A 13,573-nucleotide genomic window follows, 5' to 3' on the forward strand; every position below is an offset into this window, starting at 1 on the left:
GGGGCGATGCCACCTTCAGGGAGCGGATCGCGCGGCAGCACTCAGTCAGGCTTTGTCGCAGCAACCATGTAGTTTACATCCATGTCGCGTGACCGCTGCCAACGGTCGCTGACGGGATGGTAGACCACCCCGCTGCGGTCGATGATATCGATACCGGCCTCGGCGAGCGCTTTTTGCAGTTCATCCGGGCGGACCAGCTTTTCATACTGATGTGTTCCGCGCGGCAGCCATTTCAGAACATATTCGGCGCCGATGATCGCCAGCCCCCATGCTTTGAGGGTGCGATTGATGGTGGCGACGAACATGAGGCCGCCCGGTTTGAGCATTTCTCCGCATTTCGAAAGAAAAAGATCCACGTCGGCGACGTGTTCCACGACTTCCATGTTCAGAATGATATCGAATTTTTCACCGGAATCGGCCAGTGCTTCGGCTGTCGTGGCGCGGTAATCGATATCCAGTCCGCTCTGCTCTGCGTGAATTTTGGCAACTTCGATATTGGTTTCGGAAGCATCAGCACCCACCACGGACGCACCAAGGCGCGCCATGGGTTCGCAGAGCAGCCCGCCACCACACCCGATGTCAAGCATGCGCAGTCCGGCAAATGGTTTTGCCATGTGGGGATCGCGGCCGAAATGAGCGGCGACATGGTCGCGGATATAGGCGAGCCTGACCGGATTGAACTTGTGAAGAACACCCATTTTGCCTGCGGGGTTCCACCATTCAGCCGCGAGCGCGGAAAAATGCTCGATCTCCCGCGTATCGATGGTCGTCTGTCGCGCTTCTGACATGGAAACCCCTCGCTGGGTGTTGCTATAACATGCTCTCATGAAGTCGGGGTGGTCAGCCCGATTGTCAAGGCGGGAATTGTCTCACTGCACCAAGCGGCGCTTTCGAAACCGTTGGCGGGGTGGGAGTTCAGGGGGCTTTTCGCCCGGTTTACGGCCCTTGCCGGATTGCTTGCAGATAAGTGATCTTTTGGGTATGGAGTGCGCGGCGCAGGGCGGGTCGCCGCCATTGCGTCGTGTTGTGTCCGCTTCTGCCGGGCATTAGGAATTTCCGAGAAAAGGCACTTCGTTCCCATGGCGCGCATCGTGATGAAGTTCGGCGGGACCTCCGTCGCTGATATCGACCGCATCCACAATGTTGCGCGCCATGTAAAACGTGAAACGGACGCCGGACATGAAGTGGCGGTTGTCGTTTCGGCCATGTCGGGCAAAACCAACGAACTGGTTGGCTGGGCGCAGTCCATGCCTAAGGCCACCGGTGCCGAATCTCCTTTCTATGATGCGCGTGAGTACGATTCCATCGTTGCTTCGGGAGAGCAGGTCACCAGCGGCCTTTTGGCGATTGCCCTTCAGTCCATGGGTGTGGACGCGCGCTCCTGGCAGGGCTGGCAGATTCCCATCCGCACCGATGGTGCGCATGGTGCCGCCCGTATTCAGGATATTGACGGCAGCGAAATCGTTCGGCGCATGGGCACCGGGCAGGTGGCCGTTGTTGCCGGGTTCCAGGGCATCGGGCCAGACAACCGTATCGCGACGCTGGGCCGTGGTGGATCCGATACCAGCGCTGTGGCCGTGGCTGCTGCGGTCAAGGCCGATCGCTGTGATATCTATACCGACGTGGACGGTGTCTACACGACCGATCCACGGATTGAACCGCGAGCGCGGCGACTTCCAAAAATCTCTTTCGAAGAGATGCTTGAGATGGCTTCCCTGGGGGCCAAGGTCCTGCAGGTGCGCTCTGTGGAACTGGCCATGGTGCACAAGGTCAGAACCTTTGTGAGATCGTCTTTCGAGGATCCGGATGCGCCGGGCATGGGGGATTTCGACAACCCACCCGGTACGCTCATATGCGATGAGGATGAAATCGTGGAACAGCAAGTCGTCACCGGCATCGCCTACGCCAAGGATGAAGCGCAGATTTCGCTTCGCCGCGTCTCCGACCGTCCTGGCATTTCTGCCGGCATTTTCGGGCCGCTCGCCGAAGCGAATATCAATGTCGATATGATCGTGCAGAACATCTCCGAGGATGGTTCGCGCACCGACATGACCTTCACCGTGCCATCCGGTGATCTTGAAAAAGCCGTCGGAGTTCTGGAGAAGGTTCGTGAAACGGTGGGCTTCGACGCCATTCAGTCGGAAGCGGGGATGGTGAAAGTTTCCGTTATCGGCATCGGCATGAGAAGCCACGCCGGTGTGGCTGCCATCGCCTTCAAGGCGTTGGCCGAGAAGGGTATCAACATACGCGCGATCACCACATCTGAAATCAAGATCTCGATCCTGATCGATGGGCCTTATGCAGAATTGGCGGTCCGCACTTTGCATTCTGTCTACGGTCTCGATAAGCAATAGGCAGTTAACCACCCAAAACCGGCTTTTGCCTGGCTTCTTCATGCGGCTGGACTGGGCCAACGAAGAGGGGTTCCATGCGAGATTCGGCCGGCGGCCCGAGAGTTTTGTTAAGGCGTTTGCGTGAGCTTATGGCCGAGGCGCTCGATCCTCAGGAGCGTCTCGATCATATCGTTCGGGAGATCGCCCAGAACATGGTGGCCGAAGTGTGCTCGCTTTATGTGCTGCGCGCCGACTCCATGCTGGAACTCTATGCCACCGAAGGGCTCAATCCCGGCGCCGTACATCTGGCTCAGCTTCGCCTCGGGCAGGGTCTGGTGGGCACGATTGCCGCGAGCGCGCGGCCACTCAATCTTTCCGATGCCCAGAAGCATCCTGCCTTCACCTATCTGCCTGAAACCGGTGAGGAGGCCTATCACTCATTTCTCGGTGTTCCCGTCCTGAGGGCCGGGCGGACGCTGGGTGTTCTCGTGGTGCAGAACCGCACCATGCGCCATTATCGCGAAGACGAGATCGAGGCGCTGGAAACGGTGGCAATGGTGATTGCCGAAATGATCGCCACCGGTGATCTGGCGCGGCTGACCCGTCCCGGTATCGAACTCGATCTCAGCCGACCCGTGAGCATGACGGGGCTGCCCTTCAACGAAGGGGTTGGGCTTGGGCACGTGGTTCTGCACGAGCCACGGATCGTTGTGACAGCGCTTTTCAATGAGGACAGTGACGAGGAACTGGAACGGCTTGAAAGCGCGCTCGATTCGCTGCGCCTGTCCATCGACGACATGCTGTCGCGGCGCGATGTTGCCTTTGAAGGCGAACACCGGGCCGTGCTCGAGGCATATCGCATGTTTGCCAATGATCGTGGCTGGGTGCGCCGCCTGAAAGAGGCCATCAACAATGGGCTCACTGCGGAAGCTGCGGTGGAAAAAGTGCAGAGCGACATGCGCGCGCGCATGATGCATATGACCGACCCCTATCTGCGTGAGCGGATGAGCGACTTTGACGATCTTGCAAATCGGCTCCTGCGACAGCTCATGGGGCGGGGGCCCGATGCCCTGGCGGAAATCCTGCCCAAGGATGCCATCATTGTTGCCCGGTCCATGGGGGCGGCGGAGCTTCTCGACTATCCGCGACAGAAGCTCCGGGGCCTAGTTCTGGAAGAAGGGGCGCCGACCAGTCATATCGTGATTGTCGCACGCGCCATTGGCTTGCCGACAGTAGGGCAGGTCAAGGGTGCCGTCTCGATGTCGGAGAACGGGGATGCGATCATCGTCGATGGCGAGGATGGTCAGGTTCACCTGCGACCTCAGTCGGATGTCGAGGAGGCCTATGCCGAGAAGGTGCGCTTCCGTGCGCGCCGTCAGAAGCTCTATCAGGAGCTACGCGATCGCCCGACCGAGACCAGGGACAATGTGCCCGTACATCTTTTGATGAATGCGGGTCTGGCCGTGGACCTTCCGCAGCTGGCGCAGTCGGGCGCTGCCGGTATCGGGCTTTTCCGCACGGAACTGCAATTCATGGTGGCGGCCGCCTTCCCCAGGGTGGAGGCACAGGAGCGGCTTTATCGCGAAGTTCTGGAGGCGGCAGGCGGAAAGCCGGTTACCTTCCGCACGATCGACATTGGTGGCGACAAGGTGCTTCCCTATTTCAAGGGAGCCCAGCACGAAGAAAACCCGGCACTCGGCTGGCGGGCCATCCGCCTGACGCTGGATCGGCCGGGGCTTCTACGCACCCAGATCAGGGCGCTTCTGAAAGCCTCGGGCGGGCGCGAACTGCGCATGATGCTGCCCATGGTCACGGAAGTGAATGAAGTGCGGCAGGCGCGCGACATCATCGATCGCGAGGTGCGTCACCTGTCGCGTTTCGGTTATCTGTTGCCGACACAGCTGAAGCTCGGCGCCATGATCGAAGTGCCATCTCTGCTCTGGCAACTCGATGAACTCATGCAGGCGGTGGACTTCGTCTCCGTCGGGTCCAATGATCTCTTCCAGTTCGTGACGGCCACGGATCGTGGAAACACGCGCATCGCAGACAGGTTCGACCCGTTGTGCGTGCCGTTCCTGCGCATTCTTCGGCAGATCGTGCGTGCAGGAGATCAGTACGGCACACCGGTGACGCTGTGTGGCGAGTTGGCTGGCCGCCCAATTTCGGCCATGGCGTTGCTTGGAATTGGCTATCGCTCGATTTCCATGGCGCCTGCGGCCATCGGCCCCGTCAAGGCCATGCTTTGCGAACTTCCACTGTCGGACCTTTCGGTGCTGATGGAGGAGGCTCTTGCCAATCACAGTGCATCCACCGATATTCGCGCGCTGCTTCGCGATTTCGCCAACAGGCACAATATTGCTCTCTAGAACTCACAGGCTTTCCCGTCGATGACCGACTTGCCGCGCGACCGCATGGACCAGGTACTCAAACGTTTCGAGCTCATCGAAACGCAGATGGCGTCGGGCCCGGAGCCGGAAGTCTACGTGAAGCTGGCGTCGGAATATTCGGAGTTGCAGGAGGTTGCGGGAAAGATCCGTGAGCTGCGCCAGGCCGAAGGCGAACTGGAAGATCTGAACTCCATGATCGTCGATGCCGCGACGGACAAGGAAATGCGCGAACTTGCCGAAGCTGATCTGCCCGAGGTCGAGGCCCGTATCGAAACGCTGGGCGAGGAACTGCAGATTCTACTGCTTCCGAAGGATGAAGCCGACGAGAAGAATGCCATTCTGGAAATTCGCGCTGGCACCGGTGGCGATGAGGCCGCGCTTTTTGCCGGTGACCTGTTCCGCATGTACGAGCGCTATGCTTCGGAGAAGGGATGGCGCGTGGAGGTCGTCTCCGCCAGCGAAGGCGAGGCGGGTGGCTACAAGGAGATCATCGCGACTGTTTCGGGGCGAGGGGTTTTCTCCCGTCTGAAGTTTGAATCCGGTGTTCACCGTGTACAGCGCGTGCCTGCAACGGAGGCGCAGGGGCGTATCCACACCTCTGCCGCCACGGTGGCGGTTCTGCCGGAAGCCGAAGACATCGATGTCGACATCAAGCCCGAGGACATTCGCATAGATACGATGCGCGCTTCGGGGGCCGGTGGACAGCACGTCAACACCACCGATTCGGCGGTTCGGATCACGCATATCCCCACAGGGGTCGTGGTGCTGCAGGCAGAAAAATCCCAGCATCAGAACCGCGCTCGGGCCATGCAGATTCTTCGTGCGCGCCTGTTCGACATGCAGCGCATGAAGGCCGCCGACGAGCGTTCGGAGGCAAGGCGCCTGCAGGTGGGCAGCGGTGATCGTTCGGAGCGCATTCGCACGTATAATTTCCCACAGGGTCGGCTGACGGACCACAGAATCAACCTCACGCTCTACAAGCTCGACAGGGTTATCGAAGGTGACCTCGATGAGGTGATCGATGCGCTGATTTCCGACCATCAGGCCAGACTGCTCTCGGAAACCGGGGCGGATGGCTGAGGTCATGACGCTTGGCGCCCTGCTTTCATGGGCGCGTCAAACACTGAAACAGGCGAACGTCCCTGATGCGGCGCTGAACGCCCGCCTTCTGGTGGAGCATTTTACCCAGACCACACGGCTGGATGCCCTGTCTCGGCCCGAGCAGACGGTTTCGGTTGAAACGCGTAAACGGCTTGAGCAGGCCATTGCCGAAAGGATCGGTGGCAGGCCCGCTCATCGAATTCTCGGATCGCGGGAGTTTTACGGGCTCAGGCTGGAGCTTTCCCCCGAGACGCTTGAACCCCGTCCGGACACCGAAACCCTGGTGGACCTCGTTCTGGCGCAAATCCGTGGTCTTGGCGGCGTGGATCGTCCCTGGCGTATTCTCGATCTGGGAACGGGTACCGGAGCGGTGGCGCTCGCATTGCTCAGTGTCTTGCCGAACGCGCGGATTATCGGCGCGGATATTTCAGCTGATGCGCTTGCAACCGCGCAAAGGAATGCCGATATCAATGGGTACGGATCACGGTTCGAAACATGCCGGTCCGACTGGTTTGAAAACATATCCGGTCGGTTTGACGTGATCGTTTCGAACCCGCCCTACATTCGTGAGAAGGACTGGCATCAGCTTTCCGTGGAGGTTCGGGATCACGACCCGTGGAGGGCGCTGGTGGCGGGTGAAGACGGACTTGCCGCATACCGCGTGCTTGCAACCCACAGCGGTGCCTTTCTGGCGGTCGGAGGCATGGTGGCCCTTGAGATCGGGCACGATCAGAAAGACGCTGTCAGTGCGCTGTTTGACGGCGCGGGCTTTCGGCTTCATGCGAGCGAAAGGGATCTGGCGGGGCATGATCGGGCGCTGGTTTTCGTGGCGGACAAGCCCCGTGAAGAAGCTTGAAAAAAAGCTTGGCATTGCAAAAGAATGCCGTTAGGTTCCGCCTACCGGATGGGACGAAGCAGACAGCACCGTTATCGATTCGGTTCCCGAGGACCAGCTGTCGTGAAAGGCGTTTATCGCCTCTGCTTCATTGTGGGGATTGTCCGGCAACTGATTTGAAGCGGCACAGCATGGCATCGGCGCCCGCGAAACGCGGAGCGGCATTGGGCCCAGGGGAGATGTGAGACTGCTGGCCTCCCGCCATCGTCCGCCATCTGAAAAGAGTATCGTTTCAAAAAATCTGTCTCGAACAAGCAGTCTCAAAAAACCAAGAGAGTCGAATGAGGCCACAACAGCAGAACAGGCGCATGCGCGGTCGCGGCAACAACAACCGCAAGGGCCCGAATCCGTTAGCACGCAGCTACGAGAGCAATGGCCCGGATGTGAAAATCCGCGGAACCGCACAGCAGGTGGCTGATAAATATGCTACCCTTGCGCGTGATGCGCAGAGTTCCGGCGATCGCGTGATGGCCGAAAACTACCTGCAGCATGCAGAGCATTATAATCGCATCATTGCCGCGGCTCAGGCGCAGCAACAGCAGCAGCAGGCACGTGAAAACCGTGACGATAATGATGGCGACGCCGACGAGCAGGACGCATCTGAAGCCGGCAATGGCAACAACCAGAAACCCCAGCGCCAAAAGCGCGTGGAGGATGGCTCTGGTCCCCAGCCGGAGATCAAGGGTGTGCCCGCTGAAATCGCCCTGAATGGCGATGACACGGAAAGCAAGTCTGCAAACGGTCGTGCCACCGAGGGTCTTAACGGCAGCGAGGAGGGCGAGAAACCCAAGCCAGCCCGGCGGGGACGCAAACCTGCCGCCGCAAAGGCCGAGAACGGTGATGAGGCAACGGAAGGCGAAAAGCCTGCCGTCAAACGCCCGCGTCGCACCCGTGCCCGCAAGACCGATGATGCCGAAGGCGGTGAGTCGGGTGAAGCCGCAGCTTCCTCGGCGCCGACTGATGAAGTGGCTGCGCAGGGCTGAGCAGCCTTCCTGATAATTCCAGAAACGGCGGGGCTTCCCCGCCGTTTTTCGTTTGTCTCCATCTTGTGCCGATAGGGATATGTTCCCATATCTCAAACTGTTGGGCTTGCCACGCGGGACCGTGATATTCTGATCGCATCATGGTTTCTGGGAGCCCGTCGCATTGGTCGTTGTCAGTGCTGCACAGCAGGCTGGCAAGGAAATGGAGACACTTATGAACTTTGAAAAATACTCCGAGCGCGTGCGCGGATTTGTCCAGTCGGCACAGACCCAGGCGCTCACAAGCAATCACCAGCAGTTCACGCCCGAGCACCTGCTCAAGGTTCTCGTCGATGACGATGAAGGCCTGGCCGCCTCTCTGATTGAGCGGGCTGGTGGAAGCGCAAAGGACGTGCGCCTTGGCGTCGAGGCCGCACTCAAGGCGATGCCCCAGGTTGAAGGGGGCAATGGGCAGCTTTATATGGCGCAGCCGCTGGCCAAGGTTTTTTCCACCGCTGAAGAACTGGCCGCAAAGGCTGGGGACAGCTTTGTGACCGTAGAGCGCCTCCTGACGGCGCTTGCCATGGAGAAGTCCGCCAAAACCTCGGACATCCTGTCGAAGGCGGGTGTCACTCCGGTTGGGCTTAACCAGGCAATCAACGACATTCGCAAGGGACGCACAGCCGATTCGGCCAGTGCCGAACAGGGATATGACGCGCTCAAGAAATATGCGCGCGACCTTACGGCCGATGCGCGGGCGGGCAAGCTCGATCCGGTGATCGGTCGCGACGATGAGATCAGGCGCACCATCCAGGTTCTTTCGCGCAGGACAAAGAACAATCCGGTCCTGATTGGTGAGCCAGGCGTTGGTAAGACGGCCATTGCCGAGGGGCTTGCTTTGCGTATCGTGAATGGCGATGTGCCGGAATCCCTGAAAGACAAGCAGTTGATGGCGCTCGATATGGGGGCGTTGATCGCCGGTGCGAAATATCGCGGCGAGTTCGAGGAACGTCTGAAAGCGGTGCTTTCGGAGGTGACGGCAGCGAGCGGCAGCATCATCCTTTTCATTGACGAGATGCATACGCTTGTCGGTGCCGGAAAGGCCGATGGCGCCATGGATGCATCCAACCTCCTGAAGCCGGCCCTGGCGCGGGGGGAACTGCACTGTGTCGGTGCCACCACGCTCGATGAGTACCGCAAGCACGTGGAAAAGGACGCTGCACTGGCCCGTCGTTTTCAGCCGGTTTTCGTGAATGAACCGACTGTTGAAGACACGGTCTCGATCCTGCGTGGGTTGAAGGAGAAGTATGAGCAGCATCACAAGGTCCGGGTCTCCGATTCGGCCCTGGTGGCGGCTGCAACTCTGTCCAATCGTTATATCACTGATCGCTTTCTTCCCGACAAGGCGATCGATCTGGTGGATGAGGCTGCCTCCCGGTTGAGGATGCAGGTTGATTCCAAGCCTGAGGAGCTGGACGAAATCGACCGGCGCATCATGCAGCTCAAGATCGAGCGCGAAGCCTTGAAGGCTGAGAAAGACGAGGCCTCGAAAGACCGGCTGGCGAAACTTGAAACCGAGTTGACCGACCTTGAGGAGGAGTCTGCTCGTCTGACCAGCCGTTGGGCAGCGGAGAAAGACAAGCTGGGTCTTGCCGCCGATCTCAAGAAACAGCTCGACGAAGCGCGCAATGAGCTGGCGATTGCCCAGCGCAAGGGCGAATTCCAGCGCGCCGGTGAGCTTGCCTATGGTGAGATTCCGGAACTGGAGAAAAAGCTCGCTGACGCTGAGGCCCAGAGCGAGGAGGAGAGCGCGTCCGGGATGGTTGAGGAAACCGTCAAACCGGACCACGTGGCGCATATCGTGTCGCGCTGGACCGGTATTCCGGTTGACAAGATGCTGGAAGGCGAGCGCGAGAAACTGTTGCGGATGGAAGACGAGATCGCCAGGCGGGTGATAGGCCAGGGCGAGGCCGTGCAGGCCGTTTCCAAGGCCGTTCGCCGTGCGCGTGCCGGTCTGCAGGATCCCAACCGGCCCATTGGCTCCTTCATGTTCCTTGGCCCAACGGGCGTCGGCAAGACCGAATTGACCAAGGCATTGGCCAGTTTCCTGTTCGATGACGAGCAGGCGATGGTGCGCGTCGACATGTCGGAGTTCATGGAGAAACATTCCGTCGCCCGTCTGATCGGGGCTCCTCCCGGCTATGTCGGCTACGAAGAGGGCGGCGTCATCACCGAGGCTGTCCGTCGACGTCCCTATCAGGTAATTCTGTTCGATGAGATCGAAAAGGCGCATCCGGATGTTTTCAACGTTCTCCTTCAGGTGCTCGATGACGGCCGCCTGACAGACGGGCAAGGGCGCACAGTCGATTTCCGCAACACGCTGATCGTGATGACGTCGAACCTTGGCGCCGAGTATCTGGTGAACCTTGGCGAGGCCGATGACGTCGACAAGGTGCGCGACAGTGTGATGGATGTGGTCAAGGCTTCTTTCCGACCGGAATTCCTGAACCGGATTGACGAGGTCATTCTTTTCCATCGGCTTCGCCGCGCGGATATGGGGAAGATCGTGGCAATCCAGTTGCAGCGGCTGGAAAAGTTGCTTTCGGACCGGAAGATCACGCTCGACCTCGACGACGAGGCTATCGAGTGGCTTGCCAACAAGGGTTACGACCCGGCCTATGGTGCGCGCCCGCTGAAACGGGTGATGCAGAAGGAGCTTCAGGATCCGCTGGCGGAGAAGATTCTTCAGGGCGAGATATTCGACGGGTCCAACGTGAAGGTCACGGCGGGGTCCGATCGGTTGAATTTCCGCCCTCGGAAGGCCTCAGCGGCCGATGAGGCAAGTCAGGCTGCATAGCGCTCAAACGACCGGTCGCGGGAGGGTACATGGAAACCGACAGATTCAACGCGGTTTGCGGTGCCCTTCCGCACGCCACTCATGTTGTTCAATGGGGCGGTGCGCATGTCTGGAAGGTAGGAGGCAAGGTTTTTGCCATCGGCAGCCAGGGCGCGGAGGGAAAGCTCGGCATCTCCTTCAAATGTTCCGAACTGGCCTTCGATGTGCTTCGTGAGCAGCCGGGACTGCGCCCGGCGCCCTATCTTGCTTCCCGTGGCATGAAGTGGATCCAGCGACAGACGGACGAAGCGATGGATGACGAGGCGCTCGCGGAATATCTGGCCGAGAGCCACCGTCTTGTAGCCCTGGGTCTTACCCGTAAACTGAGACAAGAACTGGGGCTGGACCCGGTCTGATCCGGCCGCAAAATTGTCACAAGTGGCACCATCTTCACGTCCGGTTCATCTCCTATGGTGAATCATTCGTCAAAAGGGCGAATCGCCGGTGGGGTGATCAGTCTGTTCGTGTATGTCGAGACAAGGGGCAATGGACGTGAAAACGCACCTGCTGACAGTGTTATGTCTGGCTTTTGCGCCAGCTGGGGTTCAGGCGGCGATGACCATGCCCGAGATCCCGGCTGACATTCAGCCCTCCCGCCTGGTCGATGGCGGAAGCGCGCGCGGTGGTGATGGCGCCGGCGATCGGGCAGCGCAACCTCGGGTCCAACTCGTGCAAAACTATGATTTTGACGTCTATATCGATCAGTATGGGCGTGAAATCATTGTCGATGCCTTTACCGGTGAAGTGGTGGAGATTCGACCGCCGGCACCGGGGCGTCGACAATATGAGCGCAGGCCTTCCCGCCCGCGCGAGTTCGAAGGACAGGTTTACGACTTTACCGATCCTCGTGACGTTGACCGGTACCGGCGTGATCGCGGAAGGGCGCGCACCGCACCACGGGAGCGTTATGCGGAGCCCTATGATGACCGCACTTATGGTGAACCACCGCGGTTTGACGACCGGAACGCCTATCCTGAAGCGCCGGGGTACGGGCAGGGCACCATTGATCGCGCTCCGCTTGATGCACCCGGTGGACGCGAAAACTACGCGGCGATCCCCGATGCGGAATCAGAACGCGATACGGGATCGCGCGGACCTTCACTTCCCAGGGACAGCGCGGTGGTGATGCCGCGTGGTGTGAGTGAAGACGTAGCACGGTTCCAGGTTTTGCTCGACCGTGCGGGTGCCTCGCCCGGCGTGATCGATGGCCGGACCGGAGACAATGTCAACAAGGCCATTCGGACCTATCGCGAGATTACGGGCCAGACGCTGCGAACCTATGATGCGGAATGGGTAAAGGCCGAGCTTGAACGGACGGGCGGCCCTGCCTTTACCGAGTACACCATCACGCCTGAGGATGCAGCCGGTCCGTACATTGCGTCGGTTCCTTCCGATTACGGAAAAAAGGCGCAGCTCGACGCACTTTCCTACACCTCCGTGGTGGAGATGCTGGCTGAGCGCTTCCACATGGATGAGAAATATCTTCTTGCGCTCAATCCGGATGCAAATTTCAACCGGCCCGGCACTGTGATCAGAGTGATGAATGTCGGAGAACCGATGAAAGCGAAGGTTTCGCGCATCGTTGCCGACAAGAGTGCCAAACAGTTGCGCGCCTACAATGATGACGGGCAGCTTGTCGCCGCCTATCCCGCCACAATCGGATCGTCCGATACCCCTTCGCCCACCGGAACACATACGGTGGCGCGCATCGCGCTCAATCCTCAATACACCTACAATCCCAAGGTCAACTTCAAGCAGGGCAACAATGACAGGGTTCTCACCATTCCGCCCGGTCCCAACGGGCCGGTGGGAACCGTGTGGATCGCACTGTCCAAGCCGACCTATGGCATTCACGGTACGCCGGAACCTTCCAAGATAGGCAAGACCGCTTCCCATGGCTGTATCCGTCTCACCAACTGGGATGCGGAAGAGCTGGCGAAGAAAGTGAAGCCCGGCGTTTCGGTCACATTTGTCGAATGAAGGATCGTCGCGCCGCGCAGACACCTGCGGAGGCGCTCTTCGGCTTGGAAACATACCGCTCCGCCGACAATGGTGGAACGGTTTTCTGATGCGGAAACGCTCGTCCTAGCTGCCGCTTGCGGCAACCGAAAGCGGCGCGTCCGCAGCGTCCTGCAGCAATTCATCAATACGGCTGCGTTCCCGTTCGAATGCGAGCAGGTCCTTGCCCTTGAGCGCCCGGTTGTCGGGCAGACGGACGCGCATCGGGTCCACTTTGGTTCCGTTGACGATCATCTCGTAATGGAGGTGGTTGCCTGTCACGAGACCGGTGGCCCCCACATAGCCGATAACCTGCCCCTGTCGAACGCGCGCCCCGGCCGAGACGCCCTTGGCGATGCCGCTCTGATGGTTGTAGGAGGTCTTGAAGCCGTTATTGTGCCGGATGATGGTCTGGCGGCCGTAGCCGCCGGCCCAGCCGGCCTTTTCGACTACGCCGTCGCCGGCGGCGATGATCGGGGTGCCGCGTGGCGCCGCCCAGTCAACGCCGGTATGCATCTTGCTGTATCCAAGAACCGGATGGCGCCGCATGCCGAAGCCTGACGTAAAGCGCCCGTTTGGCACCGGATTGCGCAGCATGAAGCGTTTGGCGCTTCTGCCGTCCTCGTCGAAATAGTCAACGGTGCCATCATCGAACTGAAACCGGTAGAAAGTGCGGGTGACGTCGCCGAAACGCGCCTTGACGTAGAGCAGCTCTGATTGATCGGTGGCGTTTTTCTCCGTGTCGGGGGCGGAGAAGAAGACTTCAAGCTTGTCACTTGGAGCCAGTCGAGACTGAAAATCCACATCCGCCGACAGAAGCCGGATGAGACGTTTGGTCATCTCGGGGGTCAGGCCATACGCGTATGCAGCACGATAGATCCCATCGTAGACGCGTGGCAGGTCGGAACGCGGTATGCGGCGGGGGGCGGTCGGATGATCGAACGCTGCCAGAAGCACGGGGTTCATTTCAGGTTCTGCGGCCGGCACATACTGCTCACGAT

The 13,573-nt window shown here is 59.7% G+C and carries 10 protein-coding genes (1 of these 10 running past the window's edge); 8 read left to right on the plus strand and 2 right to left on the minus strand.

The window, feature by feature from the left end:
• Window positions 1–41 precede the first annotated feature (41 nt).
• Window positions 42–788, minus strand: a complete 747-nt coding sequence (ubiG, locus tag AB2N04_RS06615; protein ID WP_367717804.1) for a bifunctional 2-polyprenyl-6-hydroxyphenol methylase/3-demethylubiquinol 3-O-methyltransferase UbiG — start codon at window positions 786–788, stop codon at window positions 42–44.
• Window positions 789–1,079: 291 nt separating this feature from the next.
• Between ubiG and AB2N04_RS06620 the strand changes: the two genes are divergently transcribed.
• The 8 genes from AB2N04_RS06620 (at window position 1,080) to AB2N04_RS06655 (ending at window position 12,554) form a co-directional block, all read left to right on the plus strand.
• Window positions 1,080–2,354: an aspartate kinase gene (locus tag AB2N04_RS06620; RefSeq protein ID WP_367717806.1), complete on the plus strand. Its 1,275-nt coding sequence runs from the start codon at window positions 1,080–1,082 to the stop codon at window positions 2,352–2,354.
• Window positions 2,355–2,428: 74 nt separating this feature from the next.
• Window positions 2,429–4,699, plus strand: a complete 2,271-nt coding sequence (gene ptsP / locus AB2N04_RS06625; protein WP_367717808.1) for a phosphoenolpyruvate--protein phosphotransferase — start codon at window positions 2,429–2,431, stop codon at window positions 4,697–4,699.
• Between the two features lie 21 nt (window positions 4,700–4,720).
• Entirely contained in the window at window positions 4,721–5,800 is a 1,080-nt protein-coding gene (gene prfA / locus AB2N04_RS06630) for a peptide chain release factor 1 (protein ID WP_367717810.1), read from the plus strand.
• Window positions 5,793–6,677, plus strand: a complete 885-nt coding sequence (gene prmC / locus AB2N04_RS06635; RefSeq protein ID WP_367717812.1) for a peptide chain release factor N(5)-glutamine methyltransferase — start codon at window positions 5,793–5,795, stop codon at window positions 6,675–6,677. Before prfA ends, prmC begins: the two co-directional genes overlap by 8 nt.
• 320 nt (window positions 6,678–6,997) lie before the next feature.
• Window positions 6,998–7,699 (plus strand): DUF4167 domain-containing protein, encoded by a 702-nt coding sequence (locus AB2N04_RS06640; RefSeq protein ID WP_367717814.1) that lies wholly within the window; start codon window positions 6,998–7,000, stop codon window positions 7,697–7,699.
• A gap of 214 nt (window positions 7,700–7,913) precedes the next feature.
• Entirely contained in the window at window positions 7,914–10,535 is a 2,622-nt protein-coding gene (clpB, locus tag AB2N04_RS06645; protein WP_367717815.1) for an ATP-dependent chaperone ClpB, read from the plus strand.
• A gap of 29 nt (window positions 10,536–10,564) precedes the next feature.
• Window positions 10,565–10,930 (plus strand): MmcQ/YjbR family DNA-binding protein, encoded by a 366-nt coding sequence (locus AB2N04_RS06650; RefSeq protein ID WP_367717818.1) that lies wholly within the window; start codon window positions 10,565–10,567, stop codon window positions 10,928–10,930.
• A gap of 130 nt (window positions 10,931–11,060) precedes the next feature.
• The gene (locus AB2N04_RS06655; RefSeq protein WP_367717820.1) at window positions 11,061–12,554 is read left to right on the plus strand and encodes a L,D-transpeptidase; all 1,494 of its coding nucleotides are present in this window, start codon (window positions 11,061–11,063) and stop codon (window positions 12,552–12,554) included.
• 105 nt (window positions 12,555–12,659) lie between these two features.
• On the opposite strand, the gene AB2N04_RS06660 is transcribed toward AB2N04_RS06655, so the two are convergent.
• Window positions 12,660–13,573, minus strand: the 3' portion of a protein-coding gene (locus AB2N04_RS06660) for a M23 family metallopeptidase (RefSeq protein WP_367717822.1). Its footprint extends 1,024 nt past the window's final position; 914 of the gene's 1,938 nt are visible here — the last part of the coding sequence; its start codon lies off the right edge, out of view; its stop codon occupies window positions 12,660–12,662.

Origin of the sequence: Nitratireductor sp. GISD-1A_MAKvit (assembly GCF_040819555.1) — a bacterium.
Lineage (GTDB): Bacteria > Pseudomonadota > Alphaproteobacteria > Rhizobiales > Rhizobiaceae > Nitratireductor.